Source organism: Acinetobacter sp. LipI_19, from assembly GCF_058242925.1.
Genome location: NZ_JBZAYK010000001.1, coordinates 3845905 through 3868939, shown reverse-complemented (window position 1 = coordinate 3868939; position 23035 = coordinate 3845905). Strand labels below are relative to the sequence as shown.

Here is a 23035-nt window from a genome sequence, read left to right as displayed (position 1 = left end):
CGAGACAAGGAAGATCGAACGGTCTTCCTTTTTCTTGACAACTTTTTAAGAGAGAAAAAATGAAAGCATTTAACAAAAAAATTATGTTCAGTGTATTCAGTGGTCTTGTGATGTCATTGAGTCATGCTGCTGAAATTGAAACATCAAATACCCAAGAAATTCATTTTCCTGAAGTGAAAGATAGTTATCTAAAGCAAGTGAATCGTTATGAATATGATGACGTGGCACGTTTAGATAAAGGTTTAAGCAAAGATCAGATTCGCCATGTTTTGGGAAATCCGCAATTTTCTGAAGGTCTTTTCGCTGTTAAAACTTGGAACTATGTATTGGATGTCCGAGAGCCGAGTTCAAATCAATATAAACGTTGCCAGTTACGCATAGACTTTGATAAGCACTACCGTTCAGAAAATCTATATTGGAAAGGTGAACAATGCCAAGGTCTGATGGCTTGGGGCATCAATAACCAATCCGCGACAGAACAAACGGCTCTATCCTCTACAGGTCAATCAGCCAGTGTTTTATTCTATTTTGATCATTCAGATAAAAGCGGAGTAAAAAATCCTGAAGTGATTAGCAAAATTGCCGATCAAATTAAGCAAACTGATGGGAACAGTAAGATTTTTGTTGCAGGTTATACTGACCGTTTAGGTTCATTTCCGTATAACCAACGTTTATCAGCTGCGAGAGCCAATACCGTTGTAGATTTGTTGAAACAACAGGGAATTCCTGCTGATCAAATTCAATTTTCAGCAGAAAATAAAACTGACGTGTATCAGAAATGCAATGGGATGAACAAAAAAATTCAATTGGTCGAATGTTTAGCCCCTAATCGCCGAGTAAACATCACTTGGTAAAACTGAAGGCATAATTAAATGAATTCAGTTTGAAAGAAGTTGTTTATTCTTCAAATCGGTTGAGTTTTTATTTTATGCAAACGCCCGATGAATTTCATTGGGCGTTTTAAATTATTCACAGTTATGGTTTATACAATGGTGATTTGTTTTGAAATAAATCATAAACAACCCGATGTGGTCAATTACCAAGTTGACTAATCAAGGAACATCAACAACACACTTTTTAAATAAAGTGTTTAATCAATTTTTTTTGATGAGATGCTTTAAAAAACAATTAACCTATTCACTTAACTTAGCTCTAAAACCTAATTTGAATGTATTGAGTATAAAAATGATGAAGAAGATAGTATTGGCGTTGCTTGGGTTTGGATTTGCTATACAAACACAAGCTTTTGATAAAACTCAGGTGAATTTGGCCAAGGATTTTTGGGGAACTTGGACAGTGTATAATGCGAAGGCCCAATGTACCGAAAGCTATCAATTTACTCAGCCTGACCAATTTACCTACACCACAAAGCAAAAGCGAATGACAGGTGATTTTGCAATATTAAGAAATGAAAATGCTCAGGCTTTGGATGTTTTAGCCTTGAAAGTTAAGTTAGACAACAAAAAAGCCGGTTGTGGTGGCGAGCCTGTAGATTATAGCAATGCTGATATTAGATTAAGTTTAAAATGGGTATCTGCTAAAACAGCTGAGCTGTGTACAGACCGTGAAGGCAAACAATGTACAGGTTTATATTTGATTAAACAGAAATAATCTGTTGAAAAGTGAATTAAGAGGCTTCTTTTGAGGCCTTTTATAAAATAAAATTTAGTGATTTTTATTAAATGATAAATATTTTTTATTAAAAAATAAAAAATTATTCATAGAAGTTTTGTGTCTTATCCAACACGATAGCGTTATATTAAATTCTAATGTTTTATTTATCTATAAAGCTTGTTGGAATATCAATAGACACGTCTTGTTTAAAAAAAGATCATGCTCAAGATCATTGGTTATATGCTAAGTTATAGTATGATGTGTTCATATTTCGACTGATTTATTGTTATATCAGTTTTATTTAGCCAGAGTGAATTGATATTCATTTCAAGCTCAAACAATGTTGGAAATACAAATGCCTGACTATCGTTCAAAAACATCGACACATGGAAGAAATATGGCTGGTGCACGTGGCTTATGGCGTGCAACAGGAATGAAAGATGAAGATTTTGGTAAACCGATTATTGCGGTAGTCAACTCATTTACTCAATTTGTACCTGGTCATGTACATCTAAAAGACTTAGGTCAACTGGTTGCTGAGCAGATTCAAGCAGCGGGTGGTGTGGCAAAAGAATTCAATACGATTGCGGTCGATGATGGTATTGCAATGGGGCATGATGGCATGCTGTATTCATTGCCTTCACGTGATTTGATTGCGGATTCTGTTGAATACATGGTCAATGCGCATTGTGCAGATGCTATGGTGTGTATTTCTAACTGTGACAAAATTACACCAGGAATGCTGATGGCAGCAATGCGTCTGAACATTCCAGTGGTATTTGTGTCTGGTGGGCCAATGGAAGCGGGTAAAGTTAAAATCCGTGGTACAGAACATGCAATTGATTTAGTCGACGCAATGGTGGTTGCCGCTGATGATAGCTTTACCGATGAAGAAGTAAAGGAATATGAGCGTTCAGCTTGTCCAACTTGTGGTTCATGTTCAGGCATGTTTACAGCCAACTCAATGAACTGTTTGACAGAAGCCCTTGGTTTATCATTACCGGGCAATGGTTCAACTTTAGCAACCCATGCAAATCGAAAAAAATTATTCGAAAGAGCGGGTCAATTGATTGTTAAGTTGGCAAAACGTCATTATGAACAAGATGATTACACCATTTTACCACGTTCAATTGCGACCAAAGCATCTTATGAAAATGCAATGATTTTAGATATTGCAATGGGTGGTTCAACTAATACAGTCTTGCATTTATTAGCTGCTGCACATGAAGCAGGTGTTGATTTTACCATGGACGATATTGATCGTTTATCTCGTAAAGTTCCTGTGTTGTGTAAAGTTGCACCGGCAAAACAAGATGTACATATGGAAGACGTACATCGTGCTGGCGGTATCATGTCGATTCTAGGTGAATTAGATCGAGCAGGTTTATTGGATACAACGGTGCATACCGTACATGAAAATACCTTGAAAGATGCCTTAGATAAATGGGACATTATTCGTACAGAGGATCCTGAGGTTTACGAGTTCTTCCGCTCAGCGCCAGGTGGTGTTCCAACTCAAACAGCATTTTCACAAAACCGTTATTATCAAACTTTAGATGGTAACCGTGAAAAAGGCGTGATCCGTAATGCTGAACATGCATTCTCTAAAGACGGTGGCTTAGCTGTACTGTACGGAAACATTGCTGTGGATGGTTGTATTGTAAAAACTGCGGGTGTAGATGATTCGATCCTGAAATTTAATGGTACGGCTCGTGTCTTTGAAAGCCAAGATGCTGCTGTAGATTCAATCCTTGGTCATGAAATCAAAGCTGGTGATGTCGTGGTGATTCGTTATGAAGGTCCACGTGGTGGTCCGGGCATGCAAGAAATGCTTTACCCGACCAGCTATCTAAAATCGAAAGGTTTAGGTAAAGAATGTGCTTTACTTACGGATGGTCGTTTCTCTGGCGGTTCTTCAGGTCTTTCAATTGGCCACGTATCCCCAGAAGCTGCTGAAGGTGGTGTCATTGGATTGGTTGAAGATGGTGATTTGATCGAAATTGATATTCCAAATCGAACGATTAACCTTGCTGTTGATGAAGTAACCTTGGCAGCACGACGTAAAGCTCAAGACGAAAAAGGTTGGCATCCAGCTGAAGAACGTCCACGTAAGGTCTCAAAAGCGTTAAAAGCGTATGCTATGCACACCACTAGTGCATCGAAAGGTGCGGTGCGTGAAATCTAAGCTTTAAAATTAGATTCCAAACAAAATAAAAGCACTCATTGATTGGGTGCTTTTTATTGAATTGATCTAACAATTTAAATTTTATCGAGTTTTGGGATATTGATCATTCAGATTCAAATTGTTATAAGTTTTGTTATGACTGGTTAGAATTAATTTTATCAGCATCACCTGTGAATGAATGGTATGCTTGAGTGAGTTTCAATCAGATTTTCTTTTATTTTTCAGTGCTTATTTCGAGGCTCTACGCATGTCACTGTTACGCCGTTGGTTTGATCCAATCCGATCGAGTTGGTTTTACCAAAAGCCGATTCGTCAAGAGGTGTTATCTACGGAACAGGGACTGAGTATTTATCTGCGTTTAGATGATGTTTATAGCTATCTTGCTGTACAGCAACTCCCCCAATTGGAAGATCTTTTAAGTGATGATTTGAAGCCACTTAAAGTCATTATTTCCAATACCGCAGCAGAACCCCCCAATGGCATGACCATAGAAGAATGGCGCAATTATAGTTTAGAAGATGCCAAAATCTTAGCCAATCAACATCGCTTTAGTTATGATGATGAAAAACCAGAACAACCGACTCAAGAAGCATTACAACAAGCGGAAACAATTCTTAGAAATACACCGTTGACTGGTCAAAATTTCCTTTATTTACTCGAAGATGTATTTCATATGCTGTGGCAGCAGCAGTATGGCAAATTACGCACTTTATTTGTGATGGCGAGTCAGCATCAAAAACCTCAGAATTTTCCAGAACGTATTTTTGGTCAAAGCCCAATTTTAGAAAGCTATTTTGAGTTTGGTGGGCGTAAATATCATGCAGTAGATGATTTATTACGGTTAACTCGTCGTTTAAAACAACAAAAATTATTGATTGATAATCCTATTTTTCTCATCAATCACATTGAATGGCGTGAGCATTTGATGAGTGATGCGGAAGAGCTTGCTGAAATTCAGGCCATGCATCCTGAACTTGATTTATATATTGCCTTAGAAGATCCGATCAGTTGGTTATTATTGGCATATATCAAAGAAGAACTCGCAAATTATTATAATATTCAACTGAATTTATTTCCGCTGAGTTATCACGGTCGGGACTTTTTTGATTGGAGTTTGGCGACCCGTCTTTCCAAGCGTTCAGAAGTAAAATTTACCCCGTTCTGTCGTCCGACCGCAGACAGCACCTTAAATATGGCAAAGATTTATTACAGCGTACCAGAAGAACAACGTGTAGATGTGATGTATGACATTTTACAAGCGGTTTGGACCAAAGGTCGTGATTTATCATTCAAGCCGCATTTACAGCAAATGCAACATGATTTAGGAATTGAAAACCTAACAGATACTGACGTGGAAGCTTTATTAACAGCCAATGATCGGCAATGTGCAGAGAAACATCAGCCTGATTTTCCTGTTTTAGAATTGCGTATTGAAGGAAAGCGTTACGTTTTTAATAGCCTATATCGGGTTTGGATGATTGAAAGTATTTTTAGTAATGTGTTAGAACAGAAGTATAAAGCCGAGAATGAGTTTGAACGCGCTCAACATAATATAGAAGCACAGGATGCAGAAAAAACAGATGATTAAAAAAGAGAAATGTGAATCATTAGAACAAGTACGTGATCGAATCGATCAGTTGGATCAGGAGCTGATTGAACTGATTGCAACCCGTCAATTTTATGTTGATCAAGCTGTCCGATTTAAACGTAATGTAGATGACGTACAGTCTCCAGAGCGTGTACAACAAGTGATTAATAAAGTACGTCAGAAAGCCATAGATGTTGGAACTAACCCTGATTTGGTGGAAATGCTCTATCGGGAAATGATCCAGCATTTTATCCAAAGAGAATTAAAAGAAATTCGTCCATAACGGTGATGTGATTTCAATTTTGCCCATAAAAATATTTATTTTAGAGAACAGTATGAAAAAAATTATTCTAATCTGCATCACAACAATGTTGAGTCAGTATGCACTTGCAGAAAATTGGAAATTTATTGTCAAAGATGCCGATGGTAGCTTTTATTTAGATACCGATCGCATTGTAAAAAAAGACAATACGGTAAATTATTGGGCTAAGTTTGTTGCTGATGCAGACAGTGAAGAACTTGATATGAAAAAAGGTGACTATACACTTTCTCATAATTTAGACCAATGTGCTGATCGTACGACAAATATTACACTGGTTGAAGATTATAAAAAAAATGGTCAATTGATAAATAGCGATCCGCAAGTCTCAGATCCAAGTGATATCGATGATGATGAAATTAATCTGGCATTTTTTAAAGCCGTGTGTAAATAACTTCTAAATTCTTATGTATTTCAATATCTAAAGTACAATTAGCTTTAACGCACTTCAGTCTAAGCTACTTAAAATCCCTTTTATATAAAAGGGATTTTTTATTGATCATTGTTAATTTATGGTCATCATACTATAGCCAAACCAGCTAATTATTCATATAAATCATTTGCATCAAGTCATTGATCATAAATGAGCTTATGTTCTTGTATCAACTCTTAGAAACTATTGGTTAGCAATTTGTTTTTTGTACTTTTGAATCATAAATGATTACCCGATCGTGGGGCGACATGGATGTCGCCATTGGATGGAGGTACAGGACGTACCTCTCATCCAACATGAGTAAAAATAAAGCACGGCTTTGTTTGTAGTACAAGGTTTGGTATCCCCTACAAAAAGTTAGGCATCACCTACACAAACTTTCCAAGCAAAATGTGGCAATGAACAATCTTTTATAATCAAACAATTTATTTCTCCATTTGGTTGATTTAATTAAAGATATTTATTGAGAGAAATTATATTCTTGTGTATGCGTTTTTTGACAAGTTGACTATATTTTGATTTGGGCATTATCATTTTTGAATTAGTCTTTTATATGCCCCATTCCAATTCTGTATTTGTGATTTTATTGATGACAGATTGATATTCAAATTTTTTACATGCACACCATAATTGCATAAAATCTGAACCAAAATATTGCTTAAAAACCTTATTTTTTTCAAATAATTGTAGTGCTTCAAGCTGATGAGAAGGTAAGAAATGCTGTGAGTTGATCACTTTTACTGGTTGGATTGATTGAGGTAAATCCATTGCTGCATGTAACCCATGCAGTACACCCGTCAGAATAGTTGCAACACACAAATAAGGGTTGACGTCTGCACCCGCAACACGATATTCCAAGCGTTGATTGTCCTGATCTGAACAGGGGATGCGAATGGCAACGTTACGATTATTGAAGCCCCAATTGGCTTCGAGTGGAACATGATTGCCAAGCTGGAATCTGCGGAATGCGTTAATATTGGGTGCTAAAATAGCCATGGATGCGGGCATTAAGTCGAGTAAACCCGTGATCACTTTGTGCATGATCGGGTTTGGGTTTTTCAACTGGTCTATTTTAAAAAGATTGTCTTGCCATTGGTTACGCATGCTCATATGAAAGTGCATGCCACTGCCTGCTTTTGCCATATTTGGTTTCGCCATAAAACTGGCTTTTAAACCATGTTGCATCGCAATTTGACGAATCATTCTTTTAATACTCATGATGTCATCACACAGTTTTAAAATGTTGTCACTGTGCTGAATATTCAATTCAAATTGTCCAGAAGCACTTTCAGCTACAACACCTGTTAAATCAATATCTTGTCGTTTTGCTTCTAATTCAATTTGTTGAATGACAGTTTGAAAATTATGCGGGGTATCGACATCGAAACATTGGGTAGAAAGCGGATCCGATTGGGGAGAAAATGGGGCATCTTGGACATTTTCAGACAAATAAAATTCGATTTCACCTGCCATCATTGGAAAATAGTGCATTTGATGCAGTGTCGATAAAATTCTTTTTAATATATTGCGAGGCTCGATCACACAATCTGAACCATCATCGGATTTCATGGTTAATAGCAGCTGGGCGTGCTGATTGGGTTGATCTGCGCAAGGCTTTAGACTGCCCAAGACGGGCATACATAAGCGATCGGGTTCACCAATATATTTCCCAAGCCCACTTTCTTCAACCACTTGACCATCCAAACTCATCGCATAAATAGACAATGGAAAGTAACAGCCTTTCTGCAATTGATGGAGGGCATTTACTTCAATACGCTTACCACGTAGATGACCATTGAGGTCATGCAAGCAGATATCAATAAACTGGGTCTCTGGATAATGTTCTAAATATTGTTGGATTTCTTTGTCAAAATCATACATGCCCTGATTTTCTAAGATCAGTGCTGTGGGGAATATTTTTGTAGAATTGGCAAGTGACATATTCATTGTGAATAGATCCAAATAGGGTAAAAAAATTATAGAAAGCTTGCTTACTCGAGTAACGTAAAATGATCGTAAATTCTTTTCTTAGACGCTTAGCCAAAATACTCAACATCAAGCCTCAATCATTGCTTGAGGCTATATCCTAAAAACAGTGATATTTCAAAGCAAAGCTTTGGCGTAGCATTGCCTCAGAATATTGAGGTAAAACGACATGATGGGATTTGTAATTGGTGTATTTGCAATTGCAGGCATGATTAAAGGCACAATTGGTCTCGGCTTACCTGCCGTTTCAATGGGGCTTTTAAGCCTTGTGATTAGTCCATTTCAAGCCGCAACTTTATTGATCATTCCATCTATGGTGACCAATTTTTGGCAATTGTTTGCTGAAGGCCATGTATGGCGGTTGGTTCGCCGTTTTTATCCCTTATTATTGGGGATTATTATCGGTTCAATTTGGAGTATTTTCCCAACTTTAGGCCACTCTAGTAGCGGTTTTCATAGTGAAGCATTACTGGGGGGAATGCTAGCATTGTATGGACTCTATGGTTTATTTTCCAAACGTATGCCAAATCTTGCACCACATGAAAAATGGCTTTCCCCAATCATTGGATATTTAGGCGGTGCTTTAACTGTTGCCACGGGAGTGGTGGTGATTCCTGTGGTCCCTTATTTACAATCTTTGCAGTTAAAGCGTGATGATTTGGTTCAGTCTTTAGGTTTAGCTTTTACCGTTTCAACCCTGTGCCTTGCTGTTTTCTTACATCAAAACCCTGTTGAAGATACGCCAATTGATTATCAGTTATCTCTTATTGCCTTGGTACCCGCATTAATGGGAATGTGGGTGGGAACAAAAATCCGTTACCGTATTCCAGAGCAAAAATTTCGTAAAGTTTTCTTCTGTGGCTTGGTGATTTTTGGCTTATATTCAGTATTGCATCAATTTGGCGTGATCTAATTCGTGGACTTAAATGGTCGTTTAATGGCTCTGTCTGCAAAGGTGAAGCTATGACCATATTGGGTACACTGAAAAAATTAAAGTAGATGATAATGATTCCGTTAATTTTAAAAATGAATATCAGCGTGGTGCTTAAGTCTTTAACGTGAGTTTGACTTAAAGATATCTTTAATATATCGAAAAACAATGATCTTGACGGAGTCTTACTGAACTGTCATTCAATTTCAGGATCAGCCTGCGGCTCGCCCTACTTTTGTTTCGACATGTGGAGCTAAGCTCCGCAAGGGTACCATCTTGCGTAGCCACATCGCTGCTCACCGCAAAACTCGTCAACCACCAGCAATGTATTCAATGAATCGCAGAAACAATACTTTATGTATGAGATCCTGCCTCAGACAGTTACGGATGACGTTTCCGAGTATCATATTTCATCAAGAATTTTATATCGAATTCAGATTATTTAAACTAAAATCAGTTTCGATTTTTGTGAAATTAAAAATTGGGCAAAGTGTTGATATGCTGTTGGAAGCTCATCAAAGTTTTGAGCAGCCAATTGTAGTTGACGTTTTGCCCATTCACCGACCAGCTCAATTTGATCAAATGCATAGAGTTGATTGAGTCGCATTGCTGCCCGTTTGGGCATAATGGCAATGCCGACACCACTTGCAACCACTTGAGCGATCGCAGCAAAATTTGGCAATCTTAAACGATACTGAATTGCACAATTAAGCAATTTGGCTTGGTTTTCAATCGACTGCTGTAGAGAGTGATATTGCATTAAACCCACAAAGGCATAGTTCAGAGTATCGACCAGTCTGAGCTCTGTTCGCTGGCTTAATTCATGATTTGATGGACAAATCAGCACTAACGGATCATCTGAAAAGGTTAAAGTCTGTAATTGATGTGCATTAAAAAAGCTCGAAATTAAGCCGAGTTTTGCATTGCCTTTTTCAAGGGTCTGAATAATTTCATTACTTTCTGCTTCCTGTAGATCAATCTGAATATGTGGGTTTTCAACTAAATACTGAGGAAGTAATAAGGGCAGATATTCACTTTGTGCAGATGAATTACACCACAAAGTCATCTGTGTGCTTAGACCTTTTGCGAAGGGTGACATCGCTTGTTCAAGCTGTTTACTTTGTTGTATTAGACGTAAAGCCTGTTCTGCAAAAGTTTGACCTGCAATTGTGAGTTTGACCCCAGAGGCATGGCGGGTAAAAAGGCTTGTGGCATATTGTTGTTCGAGTTTTTTAATACGTTCACTGGCTGCCTGTAGTGAAATCGACGAGCGTTCTGCGCCTTTGGTGAGGCTTCCTGTGTCCACGATATTGATAAACAGTTGCAAATCGAAGAAGTCTAGGCGCATGCGAATCATAAAGAGCTGAAATGAGATCAAAGTATAGCTGAATAATCATACAAATATGCGATATCGTGTAGATTGTTTCAGCGGTAAGTAGGACGAGATTTAAATTGAAACTATGAATGAAGGCTTGATCACGACGATATCGTACGATAGTCACAGGATATTTTAAGCGATTGTATTGGAAAATATATGGGCTTGAAACAAAAGTAACTTGATTGATATTGATCATATGCCTGACTTGCTCAATTTGAGTCTACAACGCAAACCATTGATGAAATATCAAAACACCCTAGAAAAGATGAGAATTCTAAGCGAGCAAAAAAGTGAAAACGATTGGTTTATTAGGCGGAATGAGTTGGGAATCTACAGACTTGTACTATCAACAGCTGAATAAAAGCGTTCAACAAAAATTAGGAAAATTACACTCTGCAAAAATTGTTTTAATCAGTGTTGATTTTGCTGAGATAGAAATATTACAGCGTCAAGGCTTATGGGACGATGCAGCACTGTATTTAACAGAGAAGGCTATTCAGTTGGAGAAAGCAGGGGCAGAAGGGATCTTACTGTGTACCAATACTATGCATAAAGTTGCTTCTGCTATTGAAAGCTCGGTCTCAGTTCCATTTATTCATATTGCTGATGCAACAGCAAAAGAAGTTTTAAATCAGAACATTGGCAAAGTCGGTTTGTTAGGTACTCAATTTACCATGGAACAGGACTTCTATAAGCGTCGGTTAGAACAACAAGGCATCAATGTACTGGTGCCTAACCAAGCGCATCGACAGATGGTTCACAATATTATTTATGATGAATTGTGTTTAGGTGTGATCAAGGAAGAATCTCGTCAGAAATACATCCATATTGTTGAGCAGCTAATATTAGAGGGTGCTGAAGGTATTATTCTAGGATGTACAGAAATTTGTATGCTCATTGGAGATACTCAGTTTTCTGTTCCGTTGTTTGATACAACGTCGATCCATGTGCAAGCTGCTGTGGATTTTGCTTTGTCTTGACCTTTTTGAAGTGGGTATTTGTATCAATAAAAAAGCTCCCGAAGGAGCTTTAAATACTATATAAGCAAAGGCTTAAATAATTTTCACACCTTGCTGACCCGCAGGGGTAACTTTAAAGATTTCTACTTCAAACGTGATATTTTTACCTGCAAGTGGATGGTTGAAATCCACTTCAGTAATGTCTTCACCAACAGTTTTAACCACACCAAATAGACTTTGTTTGGCTTTGTCTTCAAACTCAATCATGTGGCCTTCAACAGGACGTTGTTCGAATTTTACTGTATCGAATTTTTGCACATTTTCAGAATTCCACGGACCGAAGGCATCTTCTGGTGGAAGACTAACAGTACGACGGTCACCTGCACGAAGACCAAATAAGGCTTTTTCAAAACCTGGCAATAAACTGCCATCCCCGATCACTAAGCTTACAGGCTCTTCACGGCTACGTGTGTTATCAATTTCAACACCACTTTCGATGGCAACAGAAAAATGCAGTTCTACTTTTGAGCCATCTGCAACACGCGTTTCGTCATTGGGGTTAATCATTTGTTCAGTCATTTTGCGCTTCCGCACGTTGAATACGATGCTTTTCTAAAAAGAAGGTATCAATTAACAATAAAATCGTACCGAGAGTGATCGCACTATCGGCAATGTTGAATGCAGGGAAACTACTGCCTTGGTAATGCAAATGAATAAAATCGACCACATAACCTAATGTCACCCGATCAATTAAATTCCCCAATGCACCGCCAAGAATCAATGCGATTGCAGCAGGTAAGATCAGCGTGGTTTTTGGCATACGCATAAGCCAAAAAATAAAGATGATCGATACAACGCCTGCAAGACCTGTGAATAAATAATGCTGCCAACCGCCCGCATCAGACAAGAAGCTAAATGCTGCGCCGTAATTATGCAGTAATGTCCAATTTAAGAAGGGCAATACAGGTATAGGCTGAGCATAAGTCAGCTCTGCACTTGCAATGTTTTTTGTCCATTGGTCAATGATAATGGCAAGGACAGAAAGTCCAAGCCACATCAAATTATGTGGATAAAACTGTAATAAGCCCTTTTTATTTTGCGGATTAGGCATATTTTCTCTCTTCGCCTTGACCTGTAGGAAGGTTAATAATACAACGAGAACAAAGCCCTGGATGTGCATGATGTGTATTCACATCTGGAAGAACATGCCAGCAACGTGCACATTTTTCGCCTTCAGCAGCAGAAACTTTAACACGTAGGCCTTCAAGTTCTGTTGCTTCACCTTGCTCAGCATAGTCATAAACAATCGCTTGAGAGGTGATCAAGACAAAACGAAGCTCATCGCCCAATTGCTTCAAGACGTTTTGTAGGTCTGTATTTGCCCAAAGTTCAACTTTAGCAGACAGGTTACTACCAACCAATTTAGCATTACGCGCTGTCTCAATCTGTTTATTAACCGCAGATTTGACTTCAATTAAGGTTTGCCAATCCGCTTCAGAGATCAAGTTGGTGCTTGATGCCACTGGAATATCATACCAATGCGCTGTAAATACATATTTTTCAGTTTGTTCTGGAATCAATGGCCACGCTTCTTGTGCTGTAAAGCTCAAGATAGGGCTCATCCAACGAACAAAGGCTTGAACCAAATGATACAACGCAGTTTGAGCAGAATGACGTGCTGTGGAGTCTGCTTTAGTCGTGTATTGGCGGTCTTTGATGATGTCTAAGTAGAAACCACCCAAATCATTGATACAGAAACTGGTCAAAGCATTGGTGACGACATGGAAGTTCATATCTTCATAAGCTTGTTGAATGGTTTTCTGTACGTCTGCTGCACGTTGTAAGATGTATTGATCCAATGCAATCAATTGATCTACAGGTAACGCATCTGTTGATGGTTTAAAGCCATTCAAGTTTGCCAATAAGAAACGTAAAGTATTACGAATACGACGATAGCTGTCACTTACACGGCTAAAAATTTCGTTACTTGCGGCAATTTCATAACGATAATCGCTTGATGCAACATATAAACGTAAACCATCAGCACCTAACTGCTTGATGATGTCTTCAAGTGGGATAAAATTACCCAATGATTTCGATAATTTACGACCTTTTTCATCCACGGTAAAACCATGCGTAAGCAGGGCTTTATAAGGTGCGCGTTTATGGATCGCAATCGACGTGAGCAATGAAGACTGGAACCAACCACGATGTTGGTCAGAACCTTCAAGATATAAATCAGCAGGATCTTGCAGTTCTGCACGTTCACGCAATACTGCATAGTGCGTTGTACCTGAGTCAAACCACACATCGAGCGTGTCACGAACAGCATTATACTGCTCAGCATCATCACCGATAAACGCTTTGGCTTCACGGTTATACCAACCATCAATGCCTTCTTTTTCGATGAGCTTTGCCACATCTTCAATGAGCTCTGCGGTACGAGGGTGCAATTCATTGGTATCTTTATGTACAAAGAATGGAATCGGCACACCCCAAGTCCGTTGACGAGAGATACACCAGTCTGGGCGACCTTCAATCATTGACTTGATACGGTTTTTACCCCAATCAGGGACAAAGTCGATGTCATTTTCAATTGCATTTAAAGCATCTTGGCGTAGGCCATTCGCATCCATGCTGATAAACCACTGTGGGGTTGCACGGAAGATGATTGGTGTTTTATGACGCCAGCAATGCGGGTAACTATGCTTAATCGGCAGATGCGCCCAGAGTTTTCCAGCATCTGTTAATGCTTCAATAATTTTTGGATTGGCTTTATAAATGTGCTCGCCTGCAAAAAGAGGTGCAGTCGGTAAATACACACCATTACCACTTACAGGGTTTTCTACTTTTAAGTTATAGATTAAGCCAACTTTATAATCGTCCACACCATGTCCAGGTGCAGTATGCACAGCACCTGTACCACTGGTTGCAATGACATGTTCACCTAAAATCACAGGTACTTGACGATCTACAATCAATGGATGTTGTAATTGTAAGTTTTCGAGAGTCGCACCAACAAAGTCCGCCAATACTTTTGGTTGTTCAAGTTTGTAACGTTCACATGCAGATTCAACTAAATCTTTGGCTAAGATTAAGTTTTGTGTGCCACGTTCAGACTGAACTTCCACCAATTGATAGGCAATATCCGCATGTAAGGCAACCGCTTGGTTCGCGGGTAAGGTCCATGGTGTCGTTGTCCAAATCACGATATCTGTTGGATTACTAACGCTGACACCAACTTTTGCAGACAAATCAGCAAGATTTACAACACCGAAACCAACATCAATTGCATCAGATTTTTTATCTTCATATTCCACTTCTGCTTCAGCAAGTGATGATCCACAATCCATACACCAGTTCACTGGTTTTAGACCGGGTTCGATATGACCTGCTTTGGCAATTTCACCGAGCGCACGAACAATATCTGCTTCTTGTTTGAAGTTCATGGTGAGATATGGGTTATCCCAGTCCCCAAACACGCCCATGCGAACAAAGTCTTTTTTCTGTAATTCGACTTGAGTATATGCATATTCACGGCAGGCTTTACGGAAAGTCGATGCGTCAACTTTCACACCAACTTTACCGATTTTTTCTTCGACTTTGAGCTCGATTGGCAGACCATGACAGTCCCAACCTGGAACATAAGGAGCGTCAAAATCATCTAAAGTACGACTTTTAACAATAATGTCTTTTAAAACTTTATTGACGACATGACCTAAATGCAATGAACCATTTGCATATGGAGGACCGTCATGCAGAATATATTTTTTCTTGCCAATACGCGAAGCACGAATCTGCTGATAAATGTTGTCGGCATACCACTCTTCTAACCATTTTGCTTCACGTACTGCGAGATTTGCTTTCATTGCAAATTCAGTACCTGGTAGGTTTAGCGTGGCTTTATAATCCACTGCATTTTCAGAAGTTTGCTTATCGCTCATGCAAGTTGTCATCCAATATTATCAGCACCATTGCTGACGCGTTTTACAATAAAAGTTTAAGTTAAAAAGGAAATTTGGGGGTGTTTTTGCGAAACTCAAGCAAACGCTCGACATCATCATCAATTCCCGCTTGAAGCGCTTCAAGTGATGGGTAATTTAATTCACCATGTAAATAGTCGAGGAAAGTGACCCGCATTAACAGACCATACAGATTAGCAGAAACATTTGGAAAATGTACTTCTAATCGCCATTCTGGATGTTCTTGTTTGATTGCAGGGCGTGTACCCACATGGCCCGCACCAAATAACGCATCTGCTTGATAGCCAGAAACACCTATTTTATTGGGGTTCTCAGCTTTGACTTTCTGGGTCAATGAGGTACTTTCGCAAATAACATCAACAGCATAAATACCACTTAAACAGGGTTTATGACGGCCAAGTCGAACATTGATGGTTGGAAAATTCAAAGTACGACCAATTTGATCACCATATTGCACACGACCAATCATGCTGTATGGGCGACCCAATAATTTTGCTGCAAGTGATAAGTCACCCGCTTGGAGGACTTGGCGAATACGGGTTGAACTGACACGTTCGCCATTAAATTCAATGGTATTGAGATTGGTGACATCAAAACCATATTGTTTTAAAAATTCACTATTGCCTTGACGGTCTTTACCAAAGTGAAAATCATCCCCTAAGATTAAACTTTGCGCATTAAGTTTGTTTTTTAACAGGCTTGCAAAGTTTTCTGCACTTAAGCTACGGAATTGATTATCAAATTTAGCGATAGCAATATAATCGACACCTAATTCAGATAAATATTCTACTTTTTCTCTGAGCGATGAAATCCGTGGCGGTGCTTCATAACCTTTGAAAAACTCTAAAGGTTGCGGCTCAAAAATCATCACCAAGGTTTTTAAATTTTGGGCTTTAGCCACTTCTTTGAGTTGAGAAACCATCGCCTGATGTCCCAAATGGACACCATCAAAATTGCCAATCGTCACAGCGGTTTGGGGCAATTGAAAATTTGGTGCTAAGGCATTTAGACGTAACAGCTGCATGGTTTCAAAATAAGCTTAAAATTTGAAAGGACTATATATTGCCATAATCTCACAGTTTCGTCTTTGTTGTTGTGTTTTTATCCAGAAAAAAATGACTGAGAATATCTTTATATCAATAAAGTTGATTCATTTTATGAAATTAAATCAATTTTATTTATTAAAAGATGCTTTTATAATCAATTTATCTGCTGAAATGAGGATAAAGCGATGAAAAAGCCATTTTATCAACTTGAACAAACGAGTGATGTGATTCGACAGTTTACGCCAAACTGGTTCACCATGACTATGGGAACAGGGGTTGTTGCACTGATCTTGCCTGAGTTTCCGTTTGTATCTGATTTTTTATGGCAACTGGCAACTATTTTGTGGCAGTTTAACACGCTACTGTTTACTGTATTTATCATACTGTATGTTCTACGCTGGCTCATCTATCCTCAAGAAGCGAAGCAGATTTTTTCCCATCCCGCAATGGCACTCTTTTTAGGTGCAATTCCAATGGGGTTGGCAACGGTATTAAATGGCTTTTTAAAATATGGCATACCCATTTATGGTGATGTTGCGTTCCAAATTGCGCAGTTGTTGTGGTATGTCGATGTGGTTTTAGCGGTGAGTATCGGGGTGCTGGTACCGTTTTGTATGTTCCACAAACAAGATCATCAATTGCATACAATGACTGCAATGTGGTTATTGCCGATTGTGGCCTGTGAAGTTGCAGCAACTTCAGGCGGTTTACTTTTAGCGCATACGCATGTTAGTCAACAGGCGGTGGGTATTTTATTCACCAGTTACATGCTGTGGGGGATGTCTGTATTGCCTGCTTTTGGGATTCTCACCATTCTAATGTTACGTTTGGCTGTACATCAATTGCCGAGCAAAGAGTTGGCAATTACCAGCTGGTTAGCTTTAGGGCCAATTGGTACAGGTGCGTTGGCACTCTTGATTCTAGGTGCTCAGGCTCCTGAGGTTTTGGCATTGATTCAGTTAGAAAATTTAGGTGTGTTCTTTCAAAATGTTGGGATCGTGGCAAGTTTTATTTTGCTGGGCTTTGGTGTGTGGTGGGTCGCAATCGCAGTTCTAACCACACTCAAACATGCGGCAACTGAGCTACCATTTAATCTCGGTTGGTGGGGGCTAACTTTCCCACTGGGTGTATTTACTTTGGCAATATTGAGTTTAGGTCAACAATTACATCTCAGTTTTATTGTAGATACAGGCTTAGCATTTGCTGCAATTTTGATGATGTTGTGGGTGATGGTGATGAGCAAAACTTTGCAGGGAATGTATCAAGGGAATCTGTTTTTCTCTCCTTGTTTAAAGACTTTTTTAGAACGTGAATAAACAGAAAATGTTGTTGATCAGTCTATAAAAATAATCATTAAGAACCGATGGAAAAAGCGTCCAAACCCAATTGTCTATTGATTACAGTTGGGCTTTTTTAATATTGAAATACAAAATAAATGCTATATAAGCAGTATGATGTTGGTTTGAGAAAATTTAAAAGTGGATGAATATTACAATCAATGAGGATTCAAAAAGCATTTGAACCTGTGCTAGAAAATGTGATTAACCATTTTAGTCGCAGCTTTGTAGAAGATTTACATAGCATCTATGTTTATGGCAGTGTTGCTCAAGGCATTGCAATTATCGGTCAGTCAGATTTAGACCTATGTGTTGTTTTTAAAAATAAACCAAAAAATTTAAATGAAAAGATTGCTGAAATAAGCGTAAATCTTAAGGTTTTACACCCATTTCTACCTAAAGTTGATATCGATATTGGTTTTCTAGATGAGGTTTTAAATAAGCATTCCCTACAAAGTTGGGGAGCATGGATCAAATTCTTTTGTCAGCATATTTATGGAGAAGATTTATCTGCGCTTTTTAACGATGTTCAGATTAATCGCGAGGTAATTAAGGCGATAAATAGTGGTTATGATACAGATATACAAGGTTATTTACGCATATTAGAGGCATCTGATAAAACAGCAAAAGAATTAATCAGCCTTAAGAAATCTTTAATTAAACGGATAATACGACTGCTTCCTTTGACATTGGACAATATAAAAGGATGGCCATGCCATTTAAATGATACTGTGGCACAAACGATAGATGTATATCCTGAACAAAAAGCAGTGTTTCAATACTTGTTAAACGAACTTGATCATCCAAATGTACCAAGTGAGACCTCTATCCAAGAAATAAAAAGCGTTTATTTGTGGATAGATGCTCACATTATATAAAAATAAAAAAAGCAGCCTTTTGGCTGCTTAAAATAGGTTAAATTTATAATTATGATTTATCTTTTAAGCTAAAGAACCAGTTGAGTATCAATGCTGCAAACGTTGCAGTACCAATACCACCCAAGTTGAAATCACCAAATTGAAGGGCAAAGTCACCTGTTCCTAAAATGATTGTTACTGCGGCAACCATCAAGTTTTTATTTTGAGAAAAATCGACTTTATTTTCAATCCAAATCTTCGCACCCGCAATGGTAATTAAACCAAAGACCACGATTGAAGCACCTGTTAAAATCGCTGTTGGAATGGTATGAATCACTGCGCCAAATTTAGGTGAAAACCCTAAGAAAATTGCAAAAATACCAGCAATGACAAAAACAATCGTAGAATAAACACGAGTAACGGCCATTACACCAATATTCTCACCATAGGTGGTCATACCAGGTGCACCGACACCACCAGAAAGCGTGGTTGCAATACCATCTGCAACAAAAGCTTTACCAATTTGTGGATCTAGGTTTTCGCCAGTCATTGCACTGACTGCTTTGATATGGCCCAAGTTTTCTGCCACCAGAATTAAAGCAATCGGAGCAATAATTAACATTGCATTGATATCAAAAACAGGTGAATGGAAAGTGGGCGTACCAAACCATGCAGCTTGTTGAATAGGCGTGAAATTAATCGGCGTTCCATTTCCCATTACGTTTGCAACAATGAAATAGATCAAATAAGCCAATAACAACCCGACCAAAAGCAATAAGCGTTGTAATAGACCTTTTGTGAATACAGCAATTGAACCCATACAGAGTACAGTGACCAATGCCATCCACATATTAAAGTCATTACCAGCGACACCTTTCACCGTAACAGGTGCGAGGTTTAGACCAATGATCATTACCACTGCACCAGTCACTACTGGTGGCATGAGTTTTTCAATCCATTTGGTCCCCGTTGCCATCACGAGCAAGCCAAACATTGCATACAACACACCACATGCCATGATCCCACCAGCTGCAATAGCTAAATTTGCGTTTGGCGTACCTGTACCTGATGCAGCATAGCCAGTTGCAGCAATTACTACTCCAATAAAGGCAAAGCTTGAACCTAGGTAACTTGGAACACGACCACCCGTAACAATAAAGAATAAGATGGTACAAATTCCTGACATTAAAATGGCAAGGTTTGGGTCAAAGCCCATTAAAAAGGGGGCGAGTACCGTTGCACCAAACATAGCAAATGCATGTTGAATCCCTAAAACGACACTTTGCGCAGGCGGTAAATACTCATTGGTACCGACAGGTCTTGCATCAATGCTGCCAGAATAAGGACGCCATTTGGGAAACCAGTTGGACATAAATTGAGCACTCAAAAAACAAATTGGACACATCATACGCTTTCTTTTCGAGAGTTTTAATCATTTTAGTCAAACTAAGCATTTGCATTTATTAGGGAAAATTGGTGTTTTGTACCATTTGGTCAAATAATTAAATAATGTTAGTGCGTAAAATCAAAGTATTAAAAAAAATTGTGTGTAAAAATTTAAAAAAATGCGATTTTGCGATTGGTCAAAAAAAGTTATTGCTGCTTTATAATATGTGAAAAGTTTCGCGTTTTTTTAAAGGAGAGGAGAATGACAGATCACATTCTCCTCGCTTTAGAATTAAGATAATTTTTATAGGGTGGCTTAACCCGTATTACGTAAACCTGCCGCAATCCCAGCAATACTGACCATCAGTGCATGATCTACTGGGGTATGTTCTGCATGACAGTCAGCCAAATATGCACGTCGACGTTTCATTAATTCGGCTTGTAATAAATGTAAGGGCAGTAAATACGGCTTACGTACTTTCATGGCTTGATCAAGCACATCATTGGAACTTAAAAGCTCCGACTCACCTTTCATTGCCAAGAGCGTTTGTACGGCATCATGTAAGCGTTGACGTAATTCTGCACCAAGTACTTTTAAATCTTCATCATCGGTAAGGTGAGATTCATAATACAGTGCAATATTTGAGTCGGCTTTAGATAGCACCATTTCCAACATATCAATTAAAGTTTGGAAATAAGGCCATTCTGTTAACATTTCATCTAGTACTGCTTTTTGGCCTTGATCAATCACTTGGTTGATCGCTGCGCCAGTACCCAGCCAAGCAGGAAGCATTAACCGGATTTGTGTCCACGCAAAAACCCAAGGAATAGCACGTAAAGATTCGATTCCACCACTGACTTTACGCTTTGCAGGGCGTGAACCGAGGGGTAACATTTGCAACTCAAGTTCAGGGGTGACAGTACGTAAATATTTTACAAAATGAGGGTTTTCACGCACAGTCTGACGATAAACCTGAACAGATAAATCTGTCATACTGTGCATTAAATCTCGCCAAGCTTGTTTGGGAATAGGTGGTGGTAATAATGTTGCTTCTAAGGTTGCAGCAGCATAAATTTCCAAATTTTGTAAGGCAATTTCTTCTAGACCAAACTTAAAGCGAATCATTTCACCTTGTTCAGTCACACGAATTGCACCTGAAATTGAGCCCGGTGGTTGAGAAAATAATGCTTGTTGAGTTGGTGCACCACCACGACTGATTGAACCGCCACGGCCGTGGAACAGGGTCAATTGAACGCCATGCTGTTTGGCAATTGCGGTCAACTCTTCTTGCGCACGATACTGGGCCCAGTTTGCTGACATAAAGCCAGCATCTTTGGCAGAGTCCGAATAACCAATCATGACTTCATGTTTGCCTTGAATATGTTGTTTATACCAGTGCATATTGAACAGGGTACTCATGGTACTTGCAGCACCATCTAAGTCTTTCAAGGTTTCAAATAAAGGAACAACGCGTAGTGGGTGTTCAATTCCTGCTTCTTTTTGGAGTAATAGTACCGCCAAAACATCACTCGGATATTCAGCCATTGAAATGATATAAGCGCCCAAGCTTTCTTTGGGTTGTTCAGCCAAAGTACGCATGGTTGCAAAGACTTCTTGAACATCAAGATTTTCAATCAGACTACCTGATGGTTCATTTAAATGTTTAGGCAATAACGGGCGTTTGCTTTGTAATTCTTGTAATAAGAAATTTTGGCGAGCTTGTTCTGTCCATGTCTCAAAATTGCCTAAACCAAGATATTCAGTAATTGCTGAGATGGCTTGGCGATGACGACCTGACTCTTGACGAATATCCAGTTTAAGTAATTCAATGCCAAAACAATTTACCCGATAAATAAAGTCGAGCAATTTACCATTGGCAATCTCAGGTAAATTACATGCCATCAGTGAGCGATAGCAGAGCAGTAATGGTTGTAATAATTCATCTTTATGGCGAATGATTAAACTGCGATCTACATCAGAATGTTGACCACGTAATTTATCTGCTAACCATTGACGAGTTGCTTTGAGGCGTTCACGGGTCGCACGCAAATATTCGCGGTAAGGTTCAGGATGGCTATAACCCAAAGCTTGAAGTAGCTCATTGGAATAGGCTTCAATCGAGAGTTCCCAACGAAGATCTTCAATATCACGCACATAAAGGTCAGCCGCTTTCCAGCGCGACAACCACAAAACTTCTTGAGTAATGTTATGCGTAACATTTGGGTTACCATCACGGTCACCCCCCATCCAAGATGCAAAACGAATTGGAGAAATATCTAAAGGCAAGGCCTGTGCACAATTGTCCTGAACGAGGTCATCCAATTCACGTATGAATTTTGGAACTGCATTCCATAAGGTCTGTTCAATCGTGGTAAAGCCCCATTTTGCTTCATCTATCGGAGTCGGGCGGTGTTGACGGATTTCGTCAGTTTGCCATGCGGAACAGATCAATTGTTTTAAATCAGTCAACACATCTGCACGTTGCTTAGGTGTCAGTTTTTGCTGATCAAAAGTAGACAGGCAATGATTAATGCCATCATATTTTTGGATTAAAGTACGACGACTAACTTCAGTTGGATGCGCCGTGAGGACCAACTCAATTTTTAATTCACAAATTTGTTTATAGAGCGTTTCTGTTGAAATTTGCTGATCTTTAAACTTGCTAAATAAATGATCCAGCACATTGGGTGATGGTGAATTTTCATCGCACTCACTTTGACGACGACTGCGTACAACGTGATATTGTTCAGCAATATTGGCAAAATTTAGAAAGTGTGAAAAGGCGCGGGTGAGTGGCAGAATTTCATCATCTTTTAAATTTAAAAATAATTGTTCAAGTTGTTTTTCTGCTTCAATTTGACCATCTCGAGCGCCTTTACCTAAAGCCCGAATTTGTTCAATTTGATTAAACAAATCTTGTCCTGCATGTTCTTTTAGCGTTTCGCCTAAAAGGTTTCCGAGTAAGCGTACATCTTCACGCAGCGGAGCATCAATTTGTTGAACCATTTGTTACTCTCCAGTTCTTGTTATCT

18 protein-coding genes are annotated in these 23035 nt (G+C 38.9%); 10 read left to right on the top strand and 8 right to left on the bottom strand.

The annotated features are described in order from the left end of the window. The first annotated feature begins 59 nt into the window (after nucleotides 1-59). From tpgA to AC4CVF_RS18600, 6 genes are all read left to right on the top strand, one after another. Nucleotides 60-854, top strand: a complete 795-nt coding sequence (gene tpgA, locus AC4CVF_RS18625) for a trimeric autotransporter adhesin/peptidogylcan-associated protein TpgA (RefSeq protein WP_336952577.1) — start codon at nucleotides 60-62, stop codon at nucleotides 852-854. A 331-nt stretch (nucleotides 855-1185) separates the two neighbouring features. Then, a complete protein-coding gene (locus AC4CVF_RS18620; RefSeq protein WP_336952576.1) occupies nucleotides 1186-1611 on the top strand; it encodes a hypothetical protein in 426 nt (141 codons plus the stop codon). A gap of 358 nt (nucleotides 1612-1969) precedes the next feature. Then, a complete protein-coding gene (ilvD, locus tag AC4CVF_RS18615; protein WP_419326899.1) occupies nucleotides 1970-3799 on the top strand; it encodes a dihydroxy-acid dehydratase in 1830 nt (609 codons plus the stop codon). A gap of 247 nt (nucleotides 3800-4046) precedes the next feature. After that, nucleotides 4047-5387, top strand: a complete 1341-nt coding sequence (locus tag AC4CVF_RS18610) for a hypothetical protein (protein WP_336952574.1) — start codon at nucleotides 4047-4049, stop codon at nucleotides 5385-5387. Then, nucleotides 5380-5670: a chorismate mutase gene (locus AC4CVF_RS18605; RefSeq protein WP_016539541.1), complete on the top strand. Its 291-nt coding sequence runs from the start codon at nucleotides 5380-5382 to the stop codon at nucleotides 5668-5670. The genes AC4CVF_RS18610 and AC4CVF_RS18605 overlap by 8 nt, the downstream gene beginning before the upstream one ends. Before the next feature lie 52 nt (nucleotides 5671-5722). Then, on the top strand, nucleotides 5723-6100 hold the full coding sequence (locus AC4CVF_RS18600; RefSeq protein ID WP_336952573.1) for a surface-adhesin E family protein: 378 nt from the start codon (nucleotides 5723-5725) through the stop codon (nucleotides 6098-6100). 588 nt (nucleotides 6101-6688) lie between these two features. Here the strand turns inward: AC4CVF_RS18600 and AC4CVF_RS18595 are convergent. Continuing rightward, a complete protein-coding gene (locus tag AC4CVF_RS18595) occupies nucleotides 6689-8086 on the bottom strand; it encodes a glutamine synthetase family protein (RefSeq protein WP_490789812.1) in 1398 nt (465 codons plus the stop codon). 208 nt (nucleotides 8087-8294) lie between these two features. Here AC4CVF_RS18595 and AC4CVF_RS18590 point away from each other — a divergent pair, with 208 nt between their 5' ends. Then, nucleotides 8295-9038 carry a sulfite exporter TauE/SafE family protein gene (locus AC4CVF_RS18590; protein WP_336952571.1) on the top strand — a complete coding sequence of 248 codons (744 nt, stop codon included), beginning with the start codon at nucleotides 8295-8297 and terminating at the stop codon, nucleotides 9036-9038. A 460-nt stretch (nucleotides 9039-9498) separates the two neighbouring features. Here AC4CVF_RS18590 and AC4CVF_RS18585 read toward each other — a convergent pair whose 3' ends face one another. Then, nucleotides 9499-10404: a LysR family transcriptional regulator gene (locus AC4CVF_RS18585; RefSeq protein WP_336952602.1), complete on the bottom strand. Its 906-nt coding sequence runs from the start codon at nucleotides 10402-10404 to the stop codon at nucleotides 9499-9501. A 320-nt stretch (nucleotides 10405-10724) separates the two neighbouring features. Here AC4CVF_RS18585 and AC4CVF_RS18580 point away from each other — a divergent pair, with 320 nt between their 5' ends. Then, nucleotides 10725-11414 carry an aspartate/glutamate racemase family protein gene (locus AC4CVF_RS18580; RefSeq protein ID WP_419314033.1) on the top strand — a complete coding sequence of 230 codons (690 nt, stop codon included), beginning with the start codon at nucleotides 10725-10727 and terminating at the stop codon, nucleotides 11412-11414. Nucleotides 11415-11486: 72 nt separating this feature from the next. Here AC4CVF_RS18580 and AC4CVF_RS18575 read toward each other — a convergent pair whose 3' ends face one another. The 4 genes from AC4CVF_RS18575 to ribF form a co-directional block, all read right to left on the bottom strand. After that, a complete protein-coding gene (locus tag AC4CVF_RS18575) occupies nucleotides 11487-11972 on the bottom strand; it encodes an FKBP-type peptidyl-prolyl cis-trans isomerase (RefSeq protein WP_490774733.1) in 486 nt (161 codons plus the stop codon). Beyond that, entirely contained in the window at nucleotides 11965-12504 is a 540-nt protein-coding gene (gene lspA, locus AC4CVF_RS18570) for a signal peptidase II (RefSeq protein ID WP_419360552.1), read from the bottom strand. Before lspA ends, AC4CVF_RS18575 begins: the two co-directional genes overlap by 8 nt. Next, nucleotides 12497-15337, bottom strand: coding sequence for an isoleucine--tRNA ligase (gene ileS / locus AC4CVF_RS18565; protein ID WP_105713941.1), 2841 nt, complete (start codon nucleotides 15335-15337; stop codon nucleotides 12497-12499). Before ileS ends, lspA begins: the two co-directional genes overlap by 8 nt. Nucleotides 15338-15398: 61 nt before the next feature. Further along, the gene (gene ribF / locus AC4CVF_RS18560) at nucleotides 15399-16400 is read right to left on the bottom strand and encodes a riboflavin biosynthesis protein RibF (protein ID WP_419326905.1); all 1002 of its coding nucleotides are present in this window, start codon (nucleotides 16398-16400) and stop codon (nucleotides 15399-15401) included. A gap of 207 nt (nucleotides 16401-16607) precedes the next feature. Here ribF and AC4CVF_RS18555 point away from each other — a divergent pair, with 207 nt between their 5' ends. Both AC4CVF_RS18555 and AC4CVF_RS18550 read left to right on the top strand, forming a co-directional pair. Continuing rightward, nucleotides 16608-17738, top strand: coding sequence for a TDT family transporter (locus AC4CVF_RS18555; RefSeq protein WP_490789811.1), 1131 nt, complete (start codon nucleotides 16608-16610; stop codon nucleotides 17736-17738). 182 nt (nucleotides 17739-17920) lie between these two features. Further along, nucleotides 17921-18637 (top strand): nucleotidyltransferase domain-containing protein, encoded by a 717-nt coding sequence (locus AC4CVF_RS18550; RefSeq protein WP_419326907.1) that lies wholly within the window; start codon nucleotides 17921-17923, stop codon nucleotides 18635-18637. Between the two features lie 49 nt (nucleotides 18638-18686). Here the strand turns inward: AC4CVF_RS18550 and AC4CVF_RS18545 are convergent, their stop codons facing one another. Both AC4CVF_RS18545 and ppc read right to left on the bottom strand, forming a co-directional pair. Continuing rightward, nucleotides 18687-19988, bottom strand: a complete 1302-nt coding sequence (locus AC4CVF_RS18545; RefSeq protein WP_336952566.1) for a solute carrier family 23 protein — start codon at nucleotides 19986-19988, stop codon at nucleotides 18687-18689. Nucleotides 19989-20318: 330 nt separating this feature from the next. Next, nucleotides 20319-23009, bottom strand: coding sequence for a phosphoenolpyruvate carboxylase (gene ppc / locus AC4CVF_RS18540; protein WP_336952565.1), 2691 nt, complete (start codon nucleotides 23007-23009; stop codon nucleotides 20319-20321). Between the last annotated feature and the right edge of the window lie 26 nt (nucleotides 23010-23035).